Here is a 24,216-nt window from a genome sequence, read left to right as displayed (position 1 = left end):
CAAAGGCCGGCAAGTAGAGGCGTGATCGGCGGCGAGGTGCCCGTGGAGGCAGCCCCCGGCTTGATGGCAGGGTTCGCGAGAAGGCCGCTGGTGGGGAGTCTTGCGTCAGCCTGGCCGACACGAGTCCACCCACTGCAGTGCTTCTCTGGGGTACAGACGAGCCAGAGGCCCCTCCCGACGAGCGGAAAGGGCCTCTGACTGTGGTGGAGCCAAGGGGACTCGAACCCCTAACCCCCTGCTTGCAAACTCGGCGCCGGACCCTCGGCATCGCTCGTGTGCGCACCCCAAGAGCCATCGAGCACCGTCGCCCGCTACTTACCGGCGTCGCCGTTGCAGTACTTCACTGCAGTACCGGGCCGTCAGCCCGGGGGTACCTTGTCGACGCTTGGCCGCCACTCCCGGCACACCTGCTGCCCGTCGCGCGGGACGGACTGCGGCATACTTCGGAGGTGGCTCCTGCGAACGTCGATCCAAGGGCGTCCGGCCAGATGGACTCCGCGGAACTTCGGCGACGGCTCGCCCAGTGCGGGAGGGGCGAGCTTCCGAGCCTCGTGCGAGAACTCGTGATGGACAGGGTGCCCTACTGCTTCGCGGCTGAACAGTCACTATTTCCGAAAGTGCAGGCACACCTGGGCGCCGGACTGAAGATCGACCCTGCCGGTGTGCGGCTGGTCGGCAGCGGCTGCGTCGGTTTCAGCGTCGCACCGGACACATTCCCCAAGCCATTTCATTCCGGCTCAGATCTCGACTTCGCGATCGTGTCAAAGGAACTCTTCGACACGGCGTGGCACGGTTTGCTGTCGTGGGGCCACCCGCGCCGACACACGCTCCCTGGTCAAGAAAACCAGTGGTTCGGCCGGCGCAAGGACGAAATCTTTTGGGGCTGGATTGACGTCAAGTACCTCCATTTCCGTGGTCTTAGATTCGTTGATGATCTGAAGCCGCTCCAAAAGCTGCGAGCTGCTTGGTTCGACACCTTCCAGAGCATCGGCGCCGAGTTCCCCGGGACGGAGATCGCGGGCCGCGAGGTTAGCGGCAGACTATATCGCAGCGAAGAACATCTGATCCAATATCAGGCTGAGGGCCTTCGAAAGCTCCGATACCGACTAGCAGTGGCACGCGAGAAGGAGGCGTCACCCCATGGACTTCAGTAGCACGCAGGAGACGATCGGTTGGTTTCGTGATAGATATCTCGAGGGCACCCTCACGCTGAAGCCTCCATATCAGCGCAACCCCGTATGGATGGCACGCCAGAAGAACCACCTGGTCGAGTCGGTACTGATGAAGATGCCAATTCCCGAAATATTCATCCAGCGGTCTACGGATGCCAACGGCAGGACGGCATATGCCGTTGTCGACGGGCAGCAGCGGATCAGCGCCCTTATGCAGTTTATTGGCAGTTACTCCGCCGATGGCCAAGAAGAGTTCGACCAGTTCCCACTCGACAAGCTGACGACAGAGTCCGATTGGTACAACCGATGCTTCGCCGACCTCACTGACCCGGAGAAGATCAGCTTCTTTGGCTACGAACTGGCGGTTCGGTACCTGAACTCGAGCGACGAAGAGCAGATGAAGGCGGTCTTCAGGCGTCTCAACAGCTTCACTGTCCCTCTAAAGCCTCAAGAACTTCGGCACGCCACTTACATAGGACCGTTCTCACATCTGGCCGACAAGCTCGCAGGAGATTATGGCGACTTCTTTGCCGAGAATCGGATCATCACCGTAGGAGCGATTCGTCGCATGGCAGACGTTGAGTTCGTTGCGGAGTTGCTCATTGGCACTATGCACGGTCCTCAGGGGGGTTCCGCGAAGATCATCGATGACTACTACTCAAACTACGAGGATTTTGAAGATGAGTTCCCGGGGCAGCGCAAGACTCGCGTTAAGTTTGAGGAAACCATGGCGGCAATTGAGCGCCTGTTTCCGGATCTTCGCGGCTCACGTTGGGGAAACAAGAGCGACTTCTACTCTCTCTTCGTCGCTCTGGCGGCGTTCCTTCCACGGGGCAGCCTGAGTGACAGAACTGCGTCGAAGCTGCGAGGAGCCCTGAGAGAATTCGAGGAAGAGGTGGAGCAGCGGGTCGGTGATGAGGAAGCCCCCGTGTCGAAGGCCGCAGCCTCGTACGCCCGTGGTGTAGTCCGAGCCCCTAACGAGAAGTCGCGCCGTGCCGCCCGCCACGCGTCATTGCTTGCAGTCCTCGAAGAGGCTTGAGGCGTGTGGGACTCCCATCAGGTCCCGGGGCGTGGAATGCGAGTCCTTGGAATCGCCGTGAGCCGTCTTCCCAAAAGACGTCTAGACGTCTACTATGACGCTGTACCGCCCATCAACATCGAAGGAGCAATCGTGGCCGAGCGCCGCAAGCCCGGGGCCATCAGGGACGCCATCCTGTCCGCATTCGAAGGCCCAGCCAACAGGAACGCCGAGCTGACCGTCGCCGATATCCGCGAGCGGGTCTCTGCGAAGCTTGGCGAAGACGTGCCGTCGTCTTCTGTGCGGTCATACCTCAACATCAACACTCCCGGACAGTTCATCCGGACCGGGCGCGGAACCTACCGGCTGGTGCGCCGTTGACCCCCTTCGTCTTCGGACACGCGGAGCTGGTCCACACAGACTGTCTGACCTGGCTCAGGAGGCGACCCGAGAAATCGATCCACGCGGTCGTCACTGACCCGCCGTATGGAGCGACGGAGTATACCCACGAGCAGCAGCAGAAGCTGCGGGCCGGCAAGGGGGGTGTGTGGCGCATCCCACCCGCATTCGATGGCCACAGGCGAGCACCGCTGCCGCGGTTTACGACGATGAGCCGGGCTGACCTTGATTACATGCATGATTTCTTCTACGCCTGGGCTGAAGTGCTCCGTCCGACGCTCGTACCTGGGGCGCACGTGATGGTGGCCTGCAATCCATTGGTGTCGCCGTATATTTCCATGGCGCTGACGAAGGCCGGGCTGGAGAGGCGCGGGGAAATCGTTCGGCTGGTGATGACAATGCGCGGAGGTGACAGGCCGAAGAACGCCCACGAAGAGTTTGTTGATGCAACCGTGATGCCTCGGTCTCAGTGGGAGCCGTGGCTGCTGTACCGGGAGCCATTAGAGTGCAGGACGGTCGCAGACAATCTACGGAAGTACAAGACCGGTGCGCTGCGGCGAATCTCAGACGCTCAGCCCTTCGGGGATGTGATTAAGTCGCACCCGACCCGCAAGTTGGAACGTCAGATCGCCAACCACCCGAGTCTGAAACCACAATCGTTTCTGCGCGCTGTAGTACGAGCGTCCTTACCCTTGGGCGAAGGCATCATACTCGATCCCTTCGCAGGATCGGGCTCTACACTCGCTGCAGCCGAGGCCATCGGGTACCAGTCGATTGGCCTGGAGAGAGACGCTGAGTACTTCGAGGTGGCTAGGCAGGCCATCCCCCAGCTCGCGCGGCTCGTTGTGGCCGGCGTCGAGCAAGTATCTGAACCGATACCGGATGATGACGATCGCTAGGCGGCGCCACGCGGTGCAAGGCCGGAGTTTGTGGTTGTCCGAGCGGTAGCGTGCACTCTGTGAATCTTGACGAACTGATCTTCGATGTGCTGGTCGACAAGGCCAGGGTGACAGGCCCGAACACTTGGCGATACAAAGTATTGATGGCCATCGCCGACGCCGGTGACTACGGAGCAACCGACCACGAGCTAGTCGACTTGCTCCAAGCGCCTGGAGGGCCAAGCAACATCCGACCCCGTCGCAACGAACTTGTTGAGTCTGCCTACGTGGAAGATGCTGGCGTGAAGCGCCCTACAAGCTCGGGTTCCCAGGCCACGGTCTGGAGGATTGGCAGCGGAGACCGCCCCATCCTTACGCCTGCTTTTGTGGAGGACGACTGCCTTCTTGCAGCCGACGTTTCTGCTGCGGCCACCGGGGGCCCGCAACTCACTCAAGCCGATCGCCTCGCCGGTGAGATGCTCCGAGCTAGGTTCGCGCTCTTGGGACGTCGTGCACGTAAGGCTGGTGCCGAGATCGGTGTTGCTGTCGACGCTTCTGTCGCACGCTCAGGGCCAATCCAATTGGGCCTCTGGCGTAGCGGAGGTGATCGGGCGAGGTTCACTCTGGGCGCAGAGCTGGATGGCTCGGGCCTTCGACTCTCTGCGACGCTCGGTCCCGGAGATACCGGCGCTTCGGAAGCCGATGCTCGGACTCAGCGCTTCAGAGCTGAGCTGGCCTCCTTGACTGACGAGGCGATTGCCCCGATCGAACGCTTGGTCCAAGCGGGATGGGAGGTCTCCACGACCTCTGCACTGGGGCTGGCCACGTTCTCCTCGGCGAGGGATTGGCTGAGGGCTCTCGTCGATGATCCAACAGTTGCCGGCCACATCAGCGCGACTCTCGCTCCCCCCGAAGTGGCCAAGTTGGGCGAGGGGGTGGCGGCAAGAATAGGCGACCTGCTTCAGATTCTTTCAGTAGACGCGGCCGCCGAGACAGCCATGCGCGACCCCGTGCAGGCCCTGGTAAACGGTCTCCTGTGGGATGAGGATCGGGCCCGAAACCTCATCGCGCTAGCTCGTCGCTCAAAGCAACTTCTGTTTGCTGGGCCTCCCGGCACGGGAAAGACCCTCGCCGCGCGGATCCTGGCCGGGGCACTTGCTGACAAGAGCCGCATTAAACTTGTGCAGTTCCACCCGACGTACGCCTACGAGGACTTCGTTGAGGGCATACGTCCAGCCATGACGGACGATCGTGAAGAAGGGTCTACAGAGGAAGGCATGGCGCTCAGGTACAACATACGGCCAGGTGTCTTCAAGACCCTCGTGACATCCGCTCAGTCAGCACCGGGAAACGCTCCACACTTCTTGGTGATCGACGAGATGAACCGCGCCAACCTAGCGCGTGTGCTCGGCGAACTGCTCTTCGCGTTGGAGTACCGGGGCCCCGAGAACGAAGTCGAGCTCGCTTACAGCGGAAAGCCGTTCCACGTGCCAGACAACCTCTGGGTGATTGGCACCATGAACACCGCGGACCGTTCCGTAGCTCTGCTTGACGCCGCCATGCGCCGGCGCTTCAAGGAAGTTCGTTTCGACGTTGACTACGCGGTGATCCGGCGTTGGCACCAGCGGCACACTAGCGCCGAGTTGGGGGAGGAGGCGGCAGCGCGACTCCAGAGACTCAATGATGAGGTCATCGAGTTGCTTGACGATGATCGTGCCATCGGCCACTCCTTCCTCGTCAGAAGCGACTTGGCTGAAGTCGGATTCGAAACCGTGTGGCATGAGGATCTTGAACCGGTCCTCCGCGATCATCTGCTCGGGCGCACTGATGACCTTCCGTCTCTGCGTGAAGCCTTCTTGGGAAGCCTGTAGTGTCGGATATTCATCTCGCGGAGACTGATCCCCCTCGGGAGGAAAGGTTCAGTCCGGCAGAGGCACGAGCGTTGAGACGGGCGCGGCACGGCCTTTTCATAGATGAAGTCGGTAGCGATGAACACGGATCTGCGGTCCGAGTGAGGTTTGGCCCAAAGACCGGCTATGCCGGAAGCGTCTCTCTACCCGGGGGCCGGCGTATCATCGTTCACCCAAAGGCCCGAGTGCACAGCTTGCCGGAGCTGCTGACCCTGGCATACCGGACGCTTGCACCGCCGCCCAGTTCTGGCGTCGCCACCGTCGAAACGACAACGCCTAGTGAGTGGCTGCTGGTGCAGCTCGCTCGCGAGGTCCATGAGCTTCTTGGCCGGGGACTTCGCAACGGATACGTTGAGCGGCGAGAGCGTCTGCCGTTCGTACGGGGCCGGACGCGCCCCGTCCTGAACCCCGCCCAGCTGCCTTTCCTCGATTGCGAGTACGCCGACTTCATTGTTGATACGCCCGAGAACCGACTGTTGCGTGGCGTTCTCGAGCTCCTGGCACCAGCGGTACGAAACCGGGCGGTCCGGCGCCTATACGACGATGCCTTGAGCTTCCTCTTGAACGTGGAGCCTGTCCTTCCGTCGCTTGCCCAGTTCGACCGAATCTCACTGACACGACTCAACCGGCACTACCTGCCCAGCCTACGACTGGCGCGTCTTGCGCTTGAGGGCGCCGGTGTCGTGGACTCAGCGGGGAGCAGTACAGCTCCGTCCTACTTCGTTCTGATGTGGCAGATCTGGGAGAACGCGGTCGCAGCGGCCCTGCGTGACGCCCAGATCCTTGACGTGCTGGAGAAGCCTCGTTACGGGTCTGCGTTCGTCCATGAGCAGGGTCAGCCCAATGTGTCCGTCACACTTGAGCCGGATCTCGTCCTTGGGCGGCGCCTTTCGCCGCGGATGGTCATCGACCTCAAGTGGGCTCCGGTCCTGCTACCGAATCGGCATGGCGGACTTCGGCTCCGGAACTCGCATCTTTACCAGATGGCGACGTACGTGACTGCCCTCGATTGTGACGGGCTTCTGCTGTACCCACTGATGGACGATGCCGTTAATGCGACGTACGTGTTCAACGGCCATCGAGTCACGGTACGGACGGTCGACCTGGGGCAGACGGGACTCACCGATCTGCGTAACGCAGCCGCTGACATTGCCGCTGCGCTTTAATATGCGTTTTGCCACGCGTACCGCTGCAGCGTACAAGTTCGTCTCCGGGGGCCGAGGACGGCGCGCCAGCGCCGCCCGCAGGCACCTCGCGAGCGAAGCGAGCGTCTTGATCTCATAGAGGCCAATTCGGCAGAGAGGACTTGGGGCCTCGTGTCCTGTGCCGGGTGATGCGCGACAGTCTCGCGCCAGTTGATGTGCGACACCGGGTCGTGGTCGGTCAGTCTGGGTCGACGTCTCCGTGGGGCGTCGGGACTCAGGGAGGCCGGGATTGGCACTGGTTGTCTTGTCTGTCGTCGAGCAGCGGTTGGACGCGGTTCGTGAGGTCCTGTCCGGGGCGGAGGTCACCGAGGTGGCGTGCCGGTACGGTGTGCACCGGGCGACGTTGCACCGGTGGGTGGGCCGGTATCTGACGGATCAGTTGGCGGGGTTGGCGGATCGGTCGCATCGGCCGGCCTCGTGTCCGCATCAGGTGGCGCCCTCGGTGGAGGTCGTGGTGGCGGAGATGCGGCGGGCGCATCCGCGGTGGGGTGCCAAGCGGATCCGGATGGAGCTGTTGCGCAAGCCGGTCGAGGGGGTGACGGTGCCGGCGGTGCGCACGATCGTGCGGGTCCTGCACCGGCAGGGCCTGTCGCAGCCGCGTCCGCGCAAGCGGCCTCGCTCGTCGTATCGCCGGTTTGAGCGGCCGGGGCCGATGCAGCTGTGGGGGATCGACATCGTCGGCGGGATCGCGCTGATCGACGTGGCCACGGGGGTGGTGCGCGAGGCGAAGCTCGTCACGGGAGTGGATGACCACTCCCGGTACTGCGTGATGGCTGCGGTGGTGGAGCGGGCCACCGGCCGGGCGGTGTGTCTGGCGTTCGCGCAGGCGCTGGGGCGGTTCGGGGTCCCGGAGGAGGTGATCACGGACAATGGGAAGCAGTTCACCGACCGGTTCGGGCGGCACGGGACGCGCAACGGGGAGGTGTTGTTCGACAAGATCTGTCGCCGTAACGGGATCACGCACCGGCTCACGGCACCGGCCTCGCCGAACCAGAACGGGAAGGTCGAGCGGTTCCACGGCACGTTCCGCCCGGACTTCCTCGACGACGCCGGACCGTTCACCAGCGTCGAGGAAGCACAGGCCGCGGTCGATGCGTGGGTGCACGACTACAACGTCGACCGGCCACACCAGGCCCTGGACGACAAGGTCCCGGTCACGCCCGTCGAGCGGTTCGCTCCGGTCCCGGCCGAACAACGCGCGGTGCTGCCGCTCTGGCTGCCACCGGCCATCGAGCCCGTCACGGTCGCGGATCCACCGTCGTCGCAGCCGGACGAGCACTGCGCGACAGATCAGTCCGTGAAGACGGCAACCCCCGACCAGGGGCGGGGGCCTGGTGACCCGGTCCAGCTCGAGCGCGTCGTGGGCCCGTCGGGGAACCTGTCGGTCCGCGGGCAGCAGTTCTGGCTCGGACCGGCCCGGGTCGGTCAGCTCGTGCGGTTCTGGATCAGCTGCGACTTCATCCACCTGAGCATCGGCGGCACCCGCGTGAAGACGGTCCGCTCCCACCTGTCGGTCAACGATCTGGCCATCCTCGCCGCCGGCGCCGCGATCCCGGCCGGGCCTCCTCCGCTGCCGTCCTCACTCGAACCCGACACCGTCGTCGAGGTCGAACGGGCCGTGGCCCGCGGCGGCACCGTCGCCCTGGGCGGGCACGTCATCCTCGCCGCGGAGATCCTCGGTGGCCGCCAGGTCGGGATCCGGATCGAGGGCGCGACGCTGATGTTCTTCGACCTGGACACTCGCGAGCTGCTGCGCACCCGGCCCAACCCGATCCCCGTCGCGCAGTGGCACCACCTGCGCGGGGTGCGCCCCGCCGGGCCACCCCTGCGCACCTCGGCCGAGCCGATCACCGTGCAACGACGAGCCTCGAACACCGGAGTCATCACGGTATGCAAGCAGCAGGTCGCCCTCGGCCGGGCTCACGCCCACCACACCGTCACCGTGCACGTTGCCGAGACCACCCTCGCGATCGAGGTCGACGGCGAGACCCGGATCGTGCGCCGGACCACGACCCTGCCGGTGCGTAACATCAAAGTGGACCGGCCACGGACGGTCCCCTCAATTTCCTAGACCAGGTGTCGCACATCAGGTGGCACACATCCGTCGCACCTCACCTGGCACAAGTCAGGGACTTGGGGCCTCGGTCGGTTCACCCTCTTGGCGCATCCCGGGTATCCGCACAGGTGGAGCACCATCATGCGGCGGCCAGCAGTGTGGGGTCATCCCCGCGGCCCCTGCGCGACCTAATGGTTTCCTTCGCCGGGGGCCGACCCGCCGCATCGGGCACCAGCACGGCGCACAAGCCGCCGGCGCACTTTGCCGCAACGGGGCCCACCCCGGGCTACGCGGGCGCTCTCGGCTGGGAGCCTGGGCTGTTCGCGTGTGTGCGCTCAGTCTGCAGCTTCGGCATACAGGAGCGGCAGGATCACGGCGCCCGGATCTGCATAGACCTCATAGGAGATCAATGAACTGAGGCAAGCCTGAATAGCTGTGGGATGACCGGAAGGCACGGTCGGCCCTCGGAGGGCGAGCCCCTTCGCACGCAACGCTTCGCGGGACGGGAGCGATACGACCTCTTCCTCGTCGATCCACTCGGGCACATCTTCGGAGGGGTTGAAGGGTCTTGGCGGATCAAGCAGCAGCTTGGCTGGGAGTCCTCCGCCTTCGCGCACATGCTCGCCGAGGCGGGCGTACAGGCCGTCGAAAAAGGTGGGGTCCCTTTGGGTCGCGACGTCGTGCTCGGTCGGGCTTGCCGCGAGAATGTGCGCCAGCCATAGTACGGCGGGGAGCCTAAAGCGAGGGCGCAGACCTCGGTCGAACTCTCCCTCAAGCAGATTCGCGAGATCACGTATGACCCACTCGTGCGAACGAGGATGGCGCTTGAGAAGTGCCGCGGTCAGGGCGTAGTGGATTGGGGCTGTGCCGATGACATACCCGTCGTAATCTCTGGAGAGTCCAAAGGAGGGCTCGATCATGCGCTGGCCGAATCCACAACTCGTCATCCAGGTTTCGAATGCAGCCGGCCCATCCTCGTCGGCCAGGTCGCCGGCATAGATGCGGATGCCTGTCTCCAGCAAACCTGAGATGTAGTCACCCGGACCACCGCCGTAGCCATCTCGGGGCCGCGGATTGCTCGCTTCTCGCCCCTCCGGGCCATTGGCCTCAGGACGCTCCGATAGCGTGCGTACGCGGCGGGCGAACAGACCGACGTAAGCGGGGTCTTCCATAGACAGCCGCGCGTAGTCACAGAGGTAGGCGCTCTCGAAGCGCAACTGCTCGGCGAGCTCTAGAACTGCGAAAACAGTGGCAAGCCCGCCCCACCCGGGTTCCATGAGAGCAGTCGCTGTGGACCAAAGATCGAGGTTCCGGCTGACACGGCGATGCTGACGCAGAATGTCCAAGGCCAGATCCGGTGCCGGCGTCCCATCGGTGAGACGGTAGATGCGGTAGTTGTGCTGCCCAAACAGCCGCTGGGCATTGCGGATTCGCTCGTTGTCCTGCCCTCCCGACAGGACGAGGTGAAAGAAGAAGAGCGGCTTGACCAGTTCTTCGAGTGGACTCCCATACACCTTGAGCGCGTTGTTGGCCAAACCGGTTGAAGGGGTGCTCTCCACCTCGAAGACGAAAAGGGGTGCGTCGTTCGATGCCGCCGCGGTCCACGACAAGTCGACAGCTGCGGATCGACCTACGCGGTGCTCTTCACGCACCTCATAGCCTAGGGCCGCGCCCAACTGACCAAGCCGGTGTATGACCTCGAGGCCGCCGACCCGTGTGTGTCTCACGTGGTCAAGGTAATGGCGCCATGCGATGGACGCGACTGCTGGGCAGCCGGTGCTTGACAGCCTGTGGATAACTCCGCGAGGGCACTCGCCAGGGATGATCCCCTTAGCGGAGCAGAAGTAGGGCCGGCCCGGACGGGTCAAGGGTGGCCGAAGGCCATCGCGCCAGCGACGCCGCAGGCGCCCTAATGGGACTCCGGCGTGTGCCGGGAGACTGGTTTGTCTCGGGCCACTGGCGGGTGGCCACTGAAGCGCCCGGAGGCTTGGACCTCTTTGTCAAGACTGTGGCCCCGCCGGTGGTGGAGACCGCCGAAGACTCGTGGGGTGTCGCGCCTGGAGCGCTTTCCATTAGGCCGTCTGGGGTCTCCCGGCTCGAGTTGCGTGATGGAGTCGAGAAAGGAGTAACGATGGAGCTGTTCTGTGGGATCGACTGGGCTGAGCACCACCATGACGTGGCGCTGGTCAACGCCGGCGGGGACGTGCTGGCCACGTTTCGTATCTCGGACGATCCGGCGGGTTTTGCCCGGCTGGTCTCGAGGATCGGCCGTCACACCATGGTGCTCGGTTCGGTCGGGGTGGCCCTGGAGACGGATCGGGGGCTGCTGGTCGCGGCCCTGCGTGAGATCGGCGTGCAGGTGTTCTCGATCAACCCCAAGTCGGTGGACCGCTACCGTGACCGGTTCGCGGTCTCTGGCGCGAAGTCGGATGCTGGCGACGCGTTGGTGCTCGCGCACCTGTTGCGGACCGATGCGCGACAGCATCGTCAGATCGCGAACGACTCGCAGCAGGTGCTCGCGTTGAGCGCCTTGTCCCGGGCCCACCAGGATGCCGTGCGCACCCGGCTGCGTGATGCCGGACGGTTGCGCTCCCACCTCAGGGAGTACTACCCGGCGGCGCTGACCGCGTTCCCGTGCCTGACCACTCGGACCGCGCTTGGGGTGCTCTGGGAGGCACCAACCCCCATGGCTGCAAGGCAATTGAGCGCGGATGACCTGCGGCGACTGGGTCGCATGGCGGGGCGGGTGTCGATGCCGGCGACCGTCGTCAACCGGCTCCTGACCGTTTTCGCCGAGCCACAGCTGCGTCATCCGCCGGCCGTGGAGGAGGCCATGGGTGCCGCAACGCGCACGATCCTGGCCACGTTGCGCGCCACCGAAGAAGCGGTGCAGCGGGCCGAGGACGAGCTGGTCGAGGCCTTCGCCAGGCACCCACAGGCGGGCATCGTGGCCAGCCTGCCAGGGGTGGGACCGATCCTGGGCGCACGCCTGATCAGTGAGTTCGGCGACGACAAGACCCGCTACGTCAACGCCGCGGCACGACGACGATACGCAGGAGTCGCCCCCGTGACCCGAGCGTCAGGCAAGTCCCGGGTGGTGCTGATGAGACGAGCCCGCAACGACCGGCTCTTCGACACCTGCCGGATGTGGGCCTTCAACGCCATCGGCAAGTCCGCCGGCGCCGACGCCTACTACCGGGCCCGACGCGCGAAGGGCGAACACCACGAGGCTGCGCTGCGACGCCTCGGCAGCAAGCTGCTCGGCCAACTGCACCACTGCCTCGAAGACGTCATTCCCTACAGCGAGGAACTCGCCTGGGCGCCCACTCCATAACGGGTCCCGCCCCGGACAGCTGGCAAAACACGGATCGGATCGGAGCTGTCAGGGACTGCCGAAGGCAGGTGCGAAGCACCGCGCAGCGTCCTTGACCGCTCCGTGGAGATCCGTACGCTCTCTGGCTGCCGGACCGGGCCCCACTTGCCAGGCCAGGCCCGTGGGGTGTCTTGACGCGACCGGGCCGGCCCGGATGATGTCCGCGACGGGGTCATCCCGGCTCTCAGCCACGTCCCTCCTTCGCGCGCAGCGCGCACGTAAACGGTTGGTGGACAGCGGTTCTGGTCTTCGTCAAGGTTTGGCAAGTTTCTAGACTCGCTCCGCGCTGCGTTCCTTAATGGATCGGGGATCTACCCCAGACCATCTGAAAGGGGACGAAGATGCACACCTTGGAGACGCTCGCGACCGCCGCGGGCACGACCGGCCTGCAGGGCTGGATCAAAGCGAACATCATCCCGCTGCTGCTCCTGCTCATCGCGACCATGCTGTTCGTGCTCGCCCAGCGAGGCGACAACGCCAAGGCCATGCGGGTGGTGTCCGGCGTGATCATCGCGCTGGCCGTCCTGGGCCTGGCCACCAGCGGCAAGGCCGACAGTTTGGGGTCCTGGATGGCCTCGCTCATCACGGGGTGACACCATGCGACTTCCTGTTGATGACGAGATCTACAACGTCAACGCCGTCTGGCTCGGCCCGCCGAACCGGACCCTACCCTTCCGAGCCCGGTACGTGGCCTACGCCGTCGGCGCCGTGGTGTTCCTGCTGCTGCAGGTCATCGAGCGACGGCTCGGGATCGACCTGGGCTTCTTCTCACTGGCGTACAGCCTGCTCGCGACAGTCGCGCTCACGCGGCTGATCCTCTCCGTCGTCAACCCTGACAGGCCCCTGGCCTCCGTCCTCGGAGCCTTCGTTCACGAGGTCTCCGCGCCACGCCAGGAGTCACGGGTTGCGACGCACACGATCCGCCCGGCTCGGGTGCGTGCCGTCCCCGCGCGCCTGAGCCGGGCCCAACGCCGGCTGGCCAAGAAGAGCCCAGCCATCGCAGGCGTGACGGCCACCGATCTCGGGGACTACCAGGAGGTGGCGACATGAGCGGCAAGAGCGGCCTCGCGATCCGCCGAATCAGCGGCCACTGCACGATTACCGGCGACAAGCTCATGGCCTGGTATCTCCTTGACCCGCAAGGCTGGTCGTTCCGGCCCGACGGCGTCCGGGAGCAGCTCATCGTCGACGGCGCTGATGTCTTCGGGCAGCTCGTACGCCGAGAGATCCACCTCCGGGTCACCACGCGGCCCTACCCCGTCGCGCGCTGGGCGGCCGACCACGACGCCAACGCCCCCGCGCCTCTGCCCGCCTGGCGTGACCACCTCATCACCGACCAGCGCCGCCTAGCGTCGCTCAGCATGGCCGACAAGGAGGTCTACCTCGGCGTCGAGATCCCGACGCGAAGCCCGGTCTACAAGGCCCTGGGGTCGTTCTGGGGGTCGATGTCGGACCGCGAGGTCGCCGCGCTCTCGGGACACGTCCGCGCCACCGACGAGCTGATGGCCTCACCGGGCATCGAGGCCGCGCCCGCGACACCGCGCCAGCTCGAGTGGCTGCTGCATCGCTCATGCTCGCTCGGCCTCCCGGCTCCCGTCACCCTGGGCGCATCCGACCTCGAGGCGTGGGAGACCGAGGACCTTCACGAGTTCACTGACCACGTCCGCTGGTTCGCGCTCCCCTACGGCCGGACGATCCGGGTCGTCGGCGAGCACGATGACGAGCGGATCGAACGTCACGTCTGTGTCCTCTCGGTGGGTCGTATGACGGACCTCGAGATCCCGCCCGGGATCCCGTGGATGCAGCGCACGGACCAGCTCCCCTTCCCTGTCGAGTGGTCCGGCCGCGTCCGCATCGAGGATGCCGCGAAGGTCGGAGCCGCCCTGCGGCAGAACATCCAGAAGATCCGCGCCCAGCGCGACCACTACGAGGTCGAGCACCAGGAGCCGGCTCCCGGGGCCCTGGACCGACAGGCAGCTCGTGCCCTCACCGTCGAGGACGAGATCTCCATGGGCCTCTCCGGGCTGTCGACCCGCACCTCGGGTTGGTATCGCATCGCGGTGTCCGCTCCCACTGAGGACGAAGCGATCCAGCGAGCCGGGGTCATACGCAAGCTGTTCGCCCCACAGATCACCATCGCGCGTCCACACGACCAGTACGCCGTGGCACGCGAGTTCATCCCCGGAGAGCGACTCAGCACCACGGCATTCCGGCGCCGTATGCCGGTCACCACCCTTGCGGCCGCCGTCCCCGCTGCTACGGCCAAGGTGGGCGACCGGATCGGCATCCACCTCGGGGAGACCTCCGGGACCTCCTCACGGGTCGTGACCTGGGAGCCCTGGCTGGCGACCGAAAGAGGCGAGGAGTCCGGGCTGGCCGTCCTGTGCGCAGGCCTCGGCGGCGGCAAGTCCACGGCAGGCGGCAACATCATCTACCGCACCGTCATCCAAGGTGTTCCTTGGACCGTGCTCGACCCCTCGGGCCGGCTCACCGCCCTGTGCCGGCTTCCCGAGCTCGAGCAGTACTCCCGCGCCATCGACCTCCTCGACGCCGCGCCTGGCTCTCTCGGCACCTACCGAGTCATCGCCGAGCCTCGTCGCGACCACTACGCCGAGGAGAGCGAGTTCCGCGCTGCCAAGGAACAGGCCCAGGACACCCGCCGCCTCCTCACGAACAGCGTTCTGCGGGCCATGCTTCCCAGGCAGCTGCAAGAGCACGTCCTCACGGAGGTTGCCCTGCTTCGCGCCGTGGGACGGGTGCCCGCCAACGCCTGGAGCGCCTGCGACCAGGTCGTGACCGAGCTCGCGACGCTCGAGGGCGACGAGGCACTGGTGCGCCATGCCGGCTACATGGCCGACTTCCTCCGAGAGGCCGCCAAGACGAGCCACGGCCGACTCGTCTTCCCGGCTGGCAAGGCCCTCGACACCTCCAGCGAGGAGCCGCTCCTTACCGTTTACTCGCTACGGGGCCTCGCCCTTCCCGACGAGTCCACGGCTGGCTCGGAAGACCTCGACGAGCGACTCTCCATGTGCGTCATGTACCTCGCCGCTTGGCTGACCCAGCGCGGCATGTACTTCGGGGACATCAACGCACGCAAGGGCATCTTCATCGACGAGGCGTGGGCGCTCTCGACCTTCAGCACCGGCCGGCGATTCATCGACCGGGCCGCCCGGGACTCGCGCAAGCACAACACCCGCGTGCTCATGGCGAGCCAGAACCCCTCCGACCTGCTCAAGCTCGACCTGGCCAACCTCAGCTCCGCGGCCTTCATCGGCCGGCTCACCGGCGAGGAGGCCCAGCGCGACGCCCTGCGCTTCATCCCAGGCATCCGCGACGGGCTCGGCTACGAACAGATCTTCGGCACCCTCTCCAGACCGAGTCGTGACGGGCTGAGGGGCCCGCGTGAGTTCGTCTTCAGCGACGGCAACGGAGGGATCGAGCGGATCCGCATGGACCTCTCAGCACACCCGCACCTCCTCGACGCACTCAACACGACCGCCGAACCGCTCAAGGCCCGCAACCGCGCCGCCCGTGAGCTCGACGACGAGAAGGCGAGTGCGTGATGGCCGGCAAGAGGCTCGTCCGCACCGGCCCGACTCGTCTCGTGGGGCGGCTCCTCATAGTCCTGTTCTTCAGCATCGTGGCAGGCGTGGCGGTGGGCTCGGAGGCCATCGCGACCCCCGCCCTGCCGGCGGCTCCCTGGGACTGCAAGGACGCCCCGATCGCGGCCATGCCGGACTCGGGACTCCCGGGCTTTTTCGACCCGGCTCCCGATCCCATTCCTCCACAGGGCGACCCGTTCGCAGCCACACGGTCCACGACCGTCTACGACCAGTACGGCTACGCCGGCCTGTCCTGGAGCACCTACGACCTCGGCTGTGGCGGTGCCGTGCGTGACATCGAGGCCACCACGGACACGTTCCTGGGGAACTTCTTCTTCTCGGGCGCCACGTGGATGGCCTCGGCCACCAACGGGATCCACAACAAGGTCGCGCATCCCGACGAGTACATGGCGCCCTTGGACGTCGTCGTCGGGACCGTCACCCAGCGCATGCACGAGCGGATCTGGTCACCGTGGGGCATGGTCGCCTTCCTCGGCGTGGCCGCCCTGCTCCTGGCCTACTCGCTCCGCGGCCACCTCTCGTCGGTCATGACGGCCGCAGCCTGGGCACTGCTCGTGGTTGCGGTCCTGTCAGGCATCTCGCAGTACCCCACCCGCACCGCGAGCTTCTTTGACGAGACCGTGACCCAGTCCATCGCCTCCATCAACCAGACGAGTGCGGGGCTCACCCCGTCGGCTGGTGCCGACCCGACCCGAGCGCAGGGCGCGCTCATCGTCGACGACGTGCTCTACCAGGCGTGGCTCCGCGGCCAGTTCGGAGACCCGAACAGCGCTGCCGCCCAGAAGTGGGGCCCGGTCCTCTTCCGGGAGAGCACCTTCAGCCGCACCGAAGCGGCGACCGCGTCGAGCACGCCTGACGGCATCCAGAAGATGACCGAGCAGAAGGCCAACGACTGGGTCACCACCACGCAGGAGATCCAAGAACAAGACCCCATCGCGTATGCCGCGGTGCAGGGCAAGTCGAAGGGGCGTGCCGGAGCCGGCTTCATGGCCTTCATCGGCGTCCTCTTCACCGGCCTGTTCCGCCTCGTCGCTGACCTCTTCATGTTCGCCGGCTTGGTCATGCTCCGGCTGCTCGTCATGTTCTTCCCGGCTGCGGCCGTCTTCGGGGTGCTGGCGCCCATGGCGTCGATCGTGCGGCGCATCGGCAACATCGCCGGCGCCTCGGTCATTAACGTGATCGCCTTCGGCGCCGGCTCCGCCATTCACACGGTGCTCATCGCCGCGATCCTCTTCCGAGCCGACGGCGCAGGGATGGGCGTGCTGAGCTTTGTGCTCTGCCTGGTCGTGACTGTGGCGGCCTTCATCATGCTCATGCCCTTGCTGTCGCTCACGAACGTCCTCGGCCGCCCGTCGAGCACCCAGACCCTGCTTCGTCGAGCTGGCCGTCGAGTCAGGCGCCGTCATCTGCGGCGAGGCCGTCATGGGGAAGGCGATGACGACGACGACGAAGAAGAGGATGAGTCGGAAGAGGACGAGGACGAAGAAGAGGCCCCACGACGTCGCTCAGGTCGTCGTCGGCGCCGCTCGGCCCGTCGCACGCGCCCACCGGTGGAGGCCTTCGGCCGTCCCGCCACGGTCCCGCTGAGCGCACCAGTCTCAGCCGGAGATCCCGGCGTCCACACCACTGATGGCCGTGACGCGGGGCATTCGTTACCAGCCGCGTCTAGGAAGTCCGGGGTTCCGGTCAACGCGCAGGGATCTGCCGATCTGCGACCGCCCACGGAGTCTCCGGCTCCTTCTGGTGGTCATGGAGTCCACCGACCGTCCACAGCCGAGACACCTCACACGCGCGACAGGGTCGTGGTGGGCGTGCTCGTCGACGAGCTTCCGACGGAGATCCGCGAGACGCCTGCCACCCGGATTCACGACTCGCACACCGAGGTCCGCCCAGACGGCGTGGGTCCTCGGCTGTACGACCCGGCAACCAAGCAGACCGTCCTGCCAGAAGCACACTCACGAGGAGTAGCGGATGAGTGACAACCTTAACCGTGCGCTCCGCTGGCCGCTCTGGTCATGGCGCAACCTGGCCATCACCGTGGTGTCGCTCTTCGTCGCTATCGCCCTCATCGGTCGAGTCAGCTCGGCCCTCGGGGGCGACGGCGAAGCGCCAATCAAGGCAGCGTCCACGGCGGTCCCCGAGGGCACGCAGTCGCCACCCGCGGTAACGCCATCGACCGGGCCGCTCGTGTCGCCTGCCCAAACCCCAACTGCAGACCTTGCCGCCGGACCCGGCACGGACTGCCTCTCGAACGCGGCACAGTTCGTAGACGAGTGGATGCAGACGAAGCGCTCTCAGCAGTTGTGGCTGGCGAGGATGGCGCCCTACGCGACTCCCGCGTTCCTCGAGGAGCTCCGCAGCGTCGATCCCGCTAACGTGCCTGCGACCACGGTCGAGGGAGAGCCCCAGCTCGTTGGCCAGGACGGTGACCTGCCCATCGCGCGCATAACCACCGATGGAGGACGCCTCGACCTCGTCCTCGCACGCTCGGGGTCGACGTGTGTCGTAAGCGACATCCGCTCGTCAGACGACGTGCCCGGCGCTCCGACGCCTGTCCTCACCGCCACTCCAAAGGCAGGAGGCTGACATGCCTGCTCCGGTCGCACTGGCTGCCACTCTGGCCAAGAAGCTCCTGTGGCGACGCATCCGCCGCGTCGCCTACATCGCCCTCCCCCTGGTCGGATCCGGGCTGCTCGGCGCCTCGAACGAGCAATCCGGCATGCCTTCCAAGGGTGGCGCGTGTCCGGGCGCGGAGCTGAGTGACAAAGACGTTCCGGGCCTGACAGGGGAACAGACCCGGAACGCGCGCACCATCGTAGCTGTGGGCCGGGACCTCAACGTTCCGTCCTACGGCTGGGTCATCGCCGTTGCCACCGCCATGCAGGAGTCGAGCCTGGTCAACATCCCCCACGGCGACCGCGACAGCGTCGGCCTCTTCCAGCAGCGGGCTGCTTGGGGCAGCACCGCCGACAGAATGGACCCCGTTCAGTCGGCCCGGATGTTCTACACCGGTGGACGAGGCGGTGAGCCGGGGCTCCTGGACATCGCCGGCTTCGAGTCCGTGCGGCTGACCGAGGCTGCGCAGGCCGTCCAGCGCAGCGCTTTCCCCAGCGCCTACGCGAAGTGGGAGGCATTGGCCGTCCAAGTCGTCGGGGAGCCGTCCGTCATCGCCTCCGCCTGCTACTCCGCAGCGTCGGCCATGGACGGGAGCGCAGGAGGCGAAGCTGTCCGGGCTGCGCTGAGGTGGCTCGGCACGCCCTACAGCTGGGGCGGAGGCACGATCAACGGCCCAGGGGAGGGATTCGGCCGCGGCGCCGGCATCGTCGGCTTCGACTGCTCATCCCTCACGCAGTACGCATGGCACCAAGCCGGCGCAAGCATCCCTCGTGTCGCCAGCGCCCAGGCCGCGGCTCTTCCCTCCGTTGGGCTCGACCCCGCCGGTTGGAGGGCCGGAGACCTGGTGTTCTTCCACGCGCCTGGAGATCCCGCGACCTTCTTCCACCACGTCGGTATGTACGACGGGCAGGGCGGCATGATTCACGCCCCGCGCACGGGCCTGACCGTCGAGGTCGTCCACGACTTCCTCTCACAGCCCTACTGGCGCAATGAGCTGGCCTACGTCGGCCGACCGGCTGTCTCCCAAGAACTACCCGTCGTCGCAGGAGCCCGCCATGGCTGAGAACCACGCCAACGATTTCGACGCGAAGTTCGCCGCCCTCGTCGCCGGGCTCGAGCCGGTCTGTGAGGCCCTGACGCCTTCAGCTGCCGGCCGACCTGCAATCCTCACCGACCGTCTTATCCCCACCCAACCGACGCCCCGCGGACTGCGGGCCAGGTTCCTCATGACGAGCCTCGACCACGAAGCCGGCCTCACGGCATACGGATGGCGCGACAGCCTGCGCGTCGTCTCCTACGCGCCCCCTCACGCGCACGGTCTCGACGAGCTCGGCGTCGTCCTTCAGGAAGAGGCTGACTTCTACTCCGGCAACTCGGAGCGACGAGTCGTCGTCGGCCTTTCGCGGGTCTGGATCGAGAAGCTCGTCATCATCGACGAGTACGCCCCGACGGCCGCAGCACCAGATGCCTGGCTCGAGAACGCCATCACCGACCCCAACCTGTCGCGGATCGAGCCTCTCCAGCGCGTCGCCCGCCAGCACCACCTGGTCGGCACCCGGGTGACGCTGGACCTCGAGGACGGGTACTTCGAGGAGGACCTGAGGGCCGTCTCCCCGGTGCAGCTCGGCTCCGGTGGTGACCTCGTCGTGGGGGTCGTCACCGAACGCGACTGGTACACGTGGGCACAGCACTCGTATGGGCCCGGTGAGCGTGTCGTCCGGGTCGTGCCCATCGAGCGGTTGTGGGTCCAATGACCGTCCAAACGGACCCCCTGCGTGGGTCGCAGCGCCTGAGTTCTCGATTCCCTGTCCTTGCCGGATATATCGTCGTCCTATTCATCACTGCATGGAAGGACGCCATGATCGAGGTAGGTGCCGAGCTCCGCCGCATCCGTGAGGCTGCGGGGATCTCGGGTTCAGCAGTCGCCCGCGACCTGGGCTGGTCCCAGTCGAAGATCTCCAGGGTCGAGACGGGACGCTTCGGTGCCTCTGTCAGCGAGGTCGCGGAGCTGTTGAACTACTACGGCGTGGCCGAAGAGGTGCGCGCTGAGATCCTCGGGTCCGTCGCTCGAAGCAGCGGGCTCGAGGGTGCCTGGATCGTCAGCGCCGGGGGAGCTCCTCGACGCCAAGCAGCGGTCGAAGCTGTGGAGACACGGGTGAAGCGGCTTCGCCAGTACCAGGCGTCGTGGATCCCGGGTCTACTCCAGACCGAGGCCTACACCCGAGGGATCTGCGAAGCTGCAGGTCTCAACGCGGAGGCTGTCGTCGGGCAGCGTCTCGAGCGCCAGAGACTCCTTGGCGAGCGGCACGGCGTTCGCTACGACGTCGTCCTGGATGAAGCGGTGCTTCGCCGATCGCCCAGGACCACGGGAGCGGACATGACGAGCCAGCTTGAGCGGCTACTCGAGCGGATCGAGGAGGGATACGCCGACCTACGGGTCGTGCCCCTCGGGTCGACCAACGCCACCTATGTCGCAGGGTCCTTCGTGCTCTACGAGTTCAAGGCCGGAACGCCGGTCGTACTCGTCGAGGCCCAGACCGCAGACCTCTACCTGTCTGCGGAACGCGACATCACGGCATACGAGCGGCTGTTCGAGCAGCTGCGCAAGGACGCCCTCGACGTCGACGAGTCCCGTCGCGCGATCGAGAGTGCACGGCGCGACTGGGCGTCGTGAAGACTAAGGAGAGGAACAGTGATGAAGCCGGACTGGAACACCGCTGCATGGCGAAAATCCGTCATCAGCGACACGGGCGCGTGCGTCGAGGTCGCCCACTCAGCGGGGATGGTGGGTGTCCGCGACTCCAAGGCCCGAGGCCAAGGAAGCATCCTCGAGTTCACCGAGGCCGAATGGCGCGCGTTCACCGGCGGTGTCCGGAACGGCGAGTTCGACTACGACGAGCTGCGAAAGTCGGGATGAGCACTGCCATGGAGCGTGAGGAGGCGGTCGAGGTCCCAGCAGGACGGGGTCTCGGCCGGCTTCTCGCCTCAACCAGCGTCTCCATCGCGGGTCAGGGCATGGTGCTCGCCGCGGTGCCACTGCTAGCTGCCCGCCTGACGGACGACCCGTTCCAGGTCTCGCTCACCGTGGCTGCAACGTATGCCGCGTGGCTCGTCGTTGGGCTGCCGGCGGGGGCGCTCGTGGACCGCTGGCCCCGACGTCGGACCATGGTTGTTGCGGATCTCGTGAGGGCGCTGATCATCGGCGGCCTGGGACTCGCGGTGGTAGCTGGAGTCGCTCAGATCTGGCTCCTCATCCTCAGCGTCTTCCTGCTCGGCGTGGCAAGCTGCTTCTTCGATCCCGCTGCTCAAGCGGCGATCCCAGCGGTGGTGGGCCGCGACTCGAAGGTTCTAGCCACAGCGAATGCCCGGATCTGGTCTTTGGATCTCATGGGCCGCAGCCTCATCGGACCGCCCGCTGGTGCCGCTCTGTTTGTTGTGGCAGCTGGGCTACCTTTTGTCGCCAATGCCGCGACCTTCATTCTCTCGGCGATGTTTCTTGCCGGCCTGGGATCTCTTCAGCCCGCAACCGCCCGTGACGGTCGCCCTCGGCTCCTAGCCTCGGTCAAGGAAGGCATCCACTATTTGGCACGCCATCGAGAGTTGCGAACCCTGACGATCGGCATGGCGTCGTTCAACTTCGTCTACAACACGGCCAACGCGACCTTTGTGCTCTTTGCGATGGACCAGCTCGGGGTCAGTGAGCAAGGCTTTGGACTTCTTCTTGCGTCAGCAGCGGTTGGCGGGTTGGTGGCAGGCTATGTCGTTCCAAAGTTCAAGAGCAAGGTGTCGGCGACAAACTTGTACGGGGTGGGGCTTGCAGTCCAAGGTCTCGGATGGCTCGCAGTGCTTGCGGCGCCAAACCCTTGGGTGGCCGCGATTGCCGTCGCCGCGGTTGGAGGCACGTCGATGGCGGTCACAGTCCTGGGAGCGGTCGCTCGTCAGCGACTCACGCCCGACCTCATGCTCGGTAGGGTTAGCGCCACCACGCGCGTGGCAGGCATAGGCTCCGGTGCGCTCGGTGCGTTGACAGGAGGCTTAGTGGCGAGCCAGTTGTACATTGATGCCGCCCTGTGGGCAGCTTTCATCACCGCTTGCCTCATCTCGGTCACGCTCTGGATGAGCAAATCCGCAGAACACTGAAAGTGATGGAGGGCAGCGTCGGGAACGACCTGAGGTGGCTCGAGTTAGAAGGCCTTCACCACTTTCCGAAGAACCCCTGCTTCTTCGGTGGGTTCGCCATCAGGCGTTCGAAGACTGCGAAGTCGGCCGCCACGCCCCGGGTGTACTGATCAAAGTCTGTCGCTGGGTCGACGCCGAGAGCGACTAGCAGTTTCCCAAGATCGGTATCCGTTGCCACTTTGAACAGGAATCGCAGACTTTCGTAGTCCTTGTCGCCGACCAAGTTGGTGACGACAGCGCCACGCATGCCATCGATTGGCTGGCCCTCCTTCGCGGAGACCAACGCACGGTTGACGTCAGCACTCACCCCCATCCGCACGAACTCAACGTTCTTGTAGATGATATTCAGTATGTTGAGGGTGTCTCGGCGCATGGGAACATGAAACTTAAGCACGATGGGAGCCTTACTATCGTTCAGGGCGGGACGACTGTTGGTGCAGTCGATGGTCATAGGTGATGTTCGACTACCTACGAGGGCCGATATCTCAAGCGGCCACCGCCTGAAGTCAGATCGGTTTCCCGATATGCTGGAATGCCTTCTTAATTCGGCCCCTTGGCCCCACTAGGGTGAAAGTCCTAGGCGAGCCGTTCTCCTCTGCAACCACGCATTCGACCACTGTGTTGAAGCCCGACGCGACCTTGCGTACGGATCTGAGCTCGTCGGGAGTGAATCCGAACAAGACCCGTCCCGGGCCAAGTTCGAACGCGAGGACGGTGTCGCCCTCCACCGTCCCGGCCCACAGCCATCCTTGCTGGAGGGGCATCCCCGGCGTCCAGGCACCGTCGCCGAAATCCGCCGAAGTCCTCACCGCGATGCCGAGCATCCGGTCGATATTCACAACGCCTCCTCGGTCGATCACGCGCTCCCTGAAGCTCATGGCGACGCGACTCTAGCCCTGTCGCTGTGGATTTGGGGGCGAATGAGGCAAAGTAGACGCCGGTCGCACACCCCAACTGCGACCACGGGGACAAGGCCGGCCTTTCTGTCGTCCAAGAGCTCGCAAAGCACGCCGTGGCGGGCAGGGTGGTGGCGACGCGCCCTCAGCCGAAGCGGCCTCGCCTCATTCTCAAGCTTCAGGGACGATCGCGTGACGCCGTAGGTTGACCGTCGCCTAGCGATCCAATGACCTCGCGGCGCGACCTCGCTTTCGTCGCCCGCGACCACGCCTAGTCCACAGCTCGGCGCGGTGAGGAATGGATTCCTTGTCGGCGGAGTGACGGCCGGTTCCGCTTGTACTACATGGTTGACAGTCATCTATGCATGGGTGCATAGTCAGATCATGCACTGGTGCATAGGGCGCCATGCATCAACCCAGGAGGCGGATATGGCCATCGCACGCAAGCTCAAGATCAGCCACGACGAGGTGTTCCCGCATGGGGCGTACCTAGTCTCCGAGGTCACGCCGGTCGTCGACTACGACCGCTCGACCAAGGACAACAAGGTCCAGCAGCTCGACAAGGAAACCGGCCTGCCGATGTGGACCGTCGACGTCCTCGACGCCGACCCGGAGGCCACCAAGAAGAACCGCACCGTGTCGGTCAAGCTCATCGCCAAGGTGCAGCCTGTGCCGCCGGCGTCCGACGGATCCTCGCCGTTCACCCGCGTCGTGTTCGACGGCCTGACGGCCACGCCGTGGACGGACACCTCGAAGTGCAAGCCGCCGGAGCCGGGTCGCGGTCACCGTTGCGGCGCACAGAACGCCTGGTCGCTCCGGGCCGACGGCATGTCCGCGCCTGGCAAGTCTGCGCCGGCGCCGAATCCCAGCCCGAACAAGGCCGCCTGAGCG

Annotated in this window: 22 protein-coding genes; 19 read left to right on the top strand and 3 right to left on the bottom strand. The window is 65.5% G+C overall.

The genetic code is table 11. The annotated features are described in order from the left end of the window. Positions 1 to 566: 566 nt before the first annotated feature. The 7 genes from INTCA_RS19330 (at position 567) to INTCA_RS00190 (ending at position 8,653) form a co-directional block, all read left to right on the top strand. Positions 567 to 1,154, top strand: coding sequence for a hypothetical protein (locus INTCA_RS19330; protein ID WP_148236438.1), 588 nt, complete (start codon positions 567 to 569; stop codon positions 1,152 to 1,154). Beyond that, positions 1,141 to 2,211 carry a DUF262 domain-containing protein gene (locus tag INTCA_RS00215; RefSeq protein ID WP_013490924.1) on the top strand — a complete coding sequence of 357 codons (1,071 nt, stop codon included), beginning with the start codon at positions 1,141 to 1,143 and terminating at the stop codon, positions 2,209 to 2,211. The genes INTCA_RS19330 and INTCA_RS00215 overlap by 14 nt, the downstream gene beginning before the upstream one ends. Before the next feature lie 132 nt (positions 2,212 to 2,343). After that, positions 2,344 to 2,571: a DNA methylase N-4/N-6 domain-containing protein gene (locus INTCA_RS19725; protein ID WP_013490923.1), complete on the top strand. Its 228-nt coding sequence runs from the start codon at positions 2,344 to 2,346 to the stop codon at positions 2,569 to 2,571. Beyond that, positions 2,568 to 3,488, top strand: coding sequence for a DNA-methyltransferase (locus tag INTCA_RS00205; RefSeq protein WP_013490922.1), 921 nt, complete (start codon positions 2,568 to 2,570; stop codon positions 3,486 to 3,488). The genes INTCA_RS19725 and INTCA_RS00205 overlap by 4 nt, the downstream gene beginning before the upstream one ends. Positions 3,489 to 3,547: 59 nt before the next feature. After that, a complete protein-coding gene (locus INTCA_RS18860) occupies positions 3,548 to 5,338 on the top strand; it encodes an McrB family protein (protein WP_083807826.1) in 1,791 nt (596 codons plus the stop codon). Next, positions 5,338 to 6,543, top strand: a complete 1,206-nt coding sequence (locus tag INTCA_RS00195; RefSeq protein WP_083807825.1) for a 5-methylcytosine restriction system specificity protein McrC — start codon at positions 5,338 to 5,340, stop codon at positions 6,541 to 6,543. The genes INTCA_RS18860 and INTCA_RS00195 overlap by 1 nt, the downstream gene beginning before the upstream one ends. 268 nt (positions 6,544 to 6,811) lie before the next feature. After that, positions 6,812 to 8,653: an IS481 family transposase gene (locus INTCA_RS00190; RefSeq protein WP_013490919.1), complete on the top strand. Its 1,842-nt coding sequence runs from the start codon at positions 6,812 to 6,814 to the stop codon at positions 8,651 to 8,653. A 320-nt stretch (positions 8,654 to 8,973) separates the two neighbouring features. On the opposite strand, the gene INTCA_RS00185 is transcribed toward INTCA_RS00190, so the two are convergent. Then, entirely contained in the window at positions 8,974 to 10,290 is a 1,317-nt protein-coding gene (locus tag INTCA_RS00185; RefSeq protein ID WP_148236437.1) for a hypothetical protein, read from the bottom strand. Between the two features lie 260 nt (positions 10,291 to 10,550). Between INTCA_RS00185 and INTCA_RS00180 the strand changes: the two genes are divergently transcribed. From INTCA_RS00180 to INTCA_RS18405, 11 genes are all read left to right on the top strand, one after another. Then, on the top strand, positions 10,551 to 11,972 hold the full coding sequence (locus INTCA_RS00180) for an IS110 family RNA-guided transposase (RefSeq protein ID WP_083807824.1): 1,422 nt from the start codon (positions 10,551 to 10,553) through the stop codon (positions 11,970 to 11,972). 380 nt (positions 11,973 to 12,352) lie between these two features. Beyond that, positions 12,353 to 12,604, top strand: a complete 252-nt coding sequence (locus INTCA_RS00175; protein ID WP_013490916.1) for a hypothetical protein — start codon at positions 12,353 to 12,355, stop codon at positions 12,602 to 12,604. A 4-nt stretch (positions 12,605 to 12,608) separates the two neighbouring features. Further along, positions 12,609 to 13,061: a hypothetical protein gene (locus INTCA_RS00170; RefSeq protein WP_013490915.1), complete on the top strand. Its 453-nt coding sequence runs from the start codon at positions 12,609 to 12,611 to the stop codon at positions 13,059 to 13,061. Next, positions 13,058 to 15,574 carry an ATP-binding protein gene (locus INTCA_RS00165; protein WP_013490914.1) on the top strand — a complete coding sequence of 839 codons (2,517 nt, stop codon included), beginning with the start codon at positions 13,058 to 13,060 and terminating at the stop codon, positions 15,572 to 15,574. The genes INTCA_RS00170 and INTCA_RS00165 overlap by 4 nt, the downstream gene beginning before the upstream one ends. Then, positions 15,574 to 17,613 (top strand): LptF/LptG permease family protein, encoded by a 2,040-nt coding sequence (locus tag INTCA_RS00160; RefSeq protein WP_013490913.1) that lies wholly within the window; start codon positions 15,574 to 15,576, stop codon positions 17,611 to 17,613. The genes INTCA_RS00165 and INTCA_RS00160 overlap by 1 nt, the downstream gene beginning before the upstream one ends. Continuing rightward, a complete protein-coding gene (locus INTCA_RS00155; RefSeq protein ID WP_013490912.1) occupies positions 17,606 to 18,220 on the top strand; it encodes a hypothetical protein in 615 nt (204 codons plus the stop codon). The genes INTCA_RS00160 and INTCA_RS00155 overlap by 8 nt, the downstream gene beginning before the upstream one ends. Position 18,221: 1 nt before the next feature. Next, positions 18,222 to 19,313 (top strand): C40 family peptidase, encoded by a 1,092-nt coding sequence (locus tag INTCA_RS00150; RefSeq protein ID WP_013490911.1) that lies wholly within the window; start codon positions 18,222 to 18,224, stop codon positions 19,311 to 19,313. After that, complete coding sequence (locus tag INTCA_RS00145) at positions 19,306 to 20,004, top strand: hypothetical protein (RefSeq protein ID WP_013490910.1); 699 nt, start codon at positions 19,306 to 19,308, stop codon at positions 20,002 to 20,004. Before INTCA_RS00150 ends, INTCA_RS00145 begins: the two co-directional genes overlap by 8 nt. A 104-nt stretch (positions 20,005 to 20,108) precedes the next feature. Then, positions 20,109 to 20,924: a helix-turn-helix domain-containing protein gene (locus tag INTCA_RS00140; protein ID WP_041307031.1), complete on the top strand. Its 816-nt coding sequence runs from the start codon at positions 20,109 to 20,111 to the stop codon at positions 20,922 to 20,924. Positions 20,925 to 20,945: 21 nt separating this feature from the next. Further along, complete coding sequence (locus INTCA_RS00135) at positions 20,946 to 21,167, top strand: DUF397 domain-containing protein (RefSeq protein ID WP_013490908.1); 222 nt, start codon at positions 20,946 to 20,948, stop codon at positions 21,165 to 21,167. Positions 21,168 to 21,175: 8 nt separating this feature from the next. Next, on the top strand, positions 21,176 to 22,390 hold the full coding sequence (locus tag INTCA_RS18405) for an MFS transporter (RefSeq protein ID WP_013490907.1): 1,215 nt from the start codon (positions 21,176 to 21,178) through the stop codon (positions 22,388 to 22,390). Positions 22,391 to 22,445: 55 nt separating this feature from the next. Here the strand turns inward: INTCA_RS18405 and INTCA_RS00120 are convergent, their stop codons facing one another. Together INTCA_RS00120 and INTCA_RS00115 are read right to left on the bottom strand one after the other, a co-directional pair. Next, positions 22,446 to 22,802, bottom strand: coding sequence for a hypothetical protein (locus tag INTCA_RS00120; protein WP_041307023.1), 357 nt, complete (start codon positions 22,800 to 22,802; stop codon positions 22,446 to 22,448). Between the two features lie 133 nt (positions 22,803 to 22,935). Then, on the bottom strand, positions 22,936 to 23,307 hold the full coding sequence (locus INTCA_RS00115) for a hypothetical protein (RefSeq protein ID WP_148236436.1): 372 nt from the start codon (positions 23,305 to 23,307) through the stop codon (positions 22,936 to 22,938). Positions 23,308 to 23,754: 447 nt separating this feature from the next. On the opposite strand from INTCA_RS00115, the gene INTCA_RS00110 reads away from it, so the two are divergent. After that, on the top strand, positions 23,755 to 24,213 hold the full coding sequence (locus tag INTCA_RS00110; RefSeq protein ID WP_013490904.1) for a hypothetical protein: 459 nt from the start codon (positions 23,755 to 23,757) through the stop codon (positions 24,211 to 24,213). The last annotated feature ends 3 nt before the right edge of the window (positions 24,214 to 24,216 follow it).

The organism is Intrasporangium calvum DSM 43043 (genome assembly GCF_000184685.1).
In the GTDB taxonomy this organism is placed as follows: Bacteria; Actinomycetota; Actinomycetes; order Actinomycetales; family Dermatophilaceae; genus Intrasporangium; species Intrasporangium calvum.
The sequence above is the reverse complement of the archived record's forward strand: the minus strand, read 5'-3'. Positions and strand labels throughout refer to the sequence as shown.

What these genes read in the sequence shown, in the direction of transcription:
- INTCA_RS00115 (WP_148236436.1), bottom strand. Translation starts at nt 23,307, where the DNA reads ATGAGCTTCAGGGAGCGCGTGATCGACCGAGGAGGCGTTGTGAATATC.
- INTCA_RS00150 (WP_013490911.1), top strand. Translation starts at nt 18,222, where the DNA reads ATGCCTGCTCCGGTCGCACTGGCTGCCACTCTGGCCAAGAAGCTCCTG.
- INTCA_RS00145 (WP_013490910.1), top strand. Translation starts at nt 19,306, where the DNA reads ATGGCTGAGAACCACGCCAACGATTTCGACGCGAAGTTCGCCGCCCTC.
- INTCA_RS00215 (WP_013490924.1), top strand. Translation starts at nt 1,141, where the DNA reads ATGGACTTCAGTAGCACGCAGGAGACGATCGGTTGGTTTCGTGATAGA.
- INTCA_RS00180 (WP_083807824.1), top strand. Translation starts at nt 10,551, where the DNA reads ATGGGACTCCGGCGTGTGCCGGGAGACTGGTTTGTCTCGGGCCACTGG.
- INTCA_RS00135 (WP_013490908.1), top strand. Translation starts at nt 20,946, where the DNA reads ATGAAGCCGGACTGGAACACCGCTGCATGGCGAAAATCCGTCATCAGC.
- INTCA_RS00140 (WP_041307031.1), top strand. Translation starts at nt 20,109, where the DNA reads ATGATCGAGGTAGGTGCCGAGCTCCGCCGCATCCGTGAGGCTGCGGGG.
- INTCA_RS00120 (WP_041307023.1), bottom strand. Translation starts at nt 22,802, where the DNA reads ATGCGCCGAGACACCCTCAACATACTGAATATCATCTACAAGAACGTT.
- INTCA_RS00160 (WP_013490913.1), top strand. Translation starts at nt 15,574, where the DNA reads ATGGCCGGCAAGAGGCTCGTCCGCACCGGCCCGACTCGTCTCGTGGGG.
- INTCA_RS00165 (WP_013490914.1), top strand. Translation starts at nt 13,058, where the DNA reads ATGAGCGGCAAGAGCGGCCTCGCGATCCGCCGAATCAGCGGCCACTGC.
- INTCA_RS18405 (WP_013490907.1), top strand. Translation starts at nt 21,176, where the DNA reads ATGGAGCGTGAGGAGGCGGTCGAGGTCCCAGCAGGACGGGGTCTCGGC.
- INTCA_RS19330 (WP_148236438.1), top strand. Translation starts at nt 567, where the DNA reads ATGGACAGGGTGCCCTACTGCTTCGCGGCTGAACAGTCACTATTTCCG.
- INTCA_RS00155 (WP_013490912.1), top strand. Translation starts at nt 17,606, where the DNA reads ATGAGTGACAACCTTAACCGTGCGCTCCGCTGGCCGCTCTGGTCATGG.
- INTCA_RS00170 (WP_013490915.1), top strand. Translation starts at nt 12,609, where the DNA reads ATGCGACTTCCTGTTGATGACGAGATCTACAACGTCAACGCCGTCTGG.
- INTCA_RS00175 (WP_013490916.1), top strand. Translation starts at nt 12,353, where the DNA reads ATGCACACCTTGGAGACGCTCGCGACCGCCGCGGGCACGACCGGCCTG.
- INTCA_RS00110 (WP_013490904.1), top strand. Translation starts at nt 23,755, where the DNA reads ATGGCCATCGCACGCAAGCTCAAGATCAGCCACGACGAGGTGTTCCCG.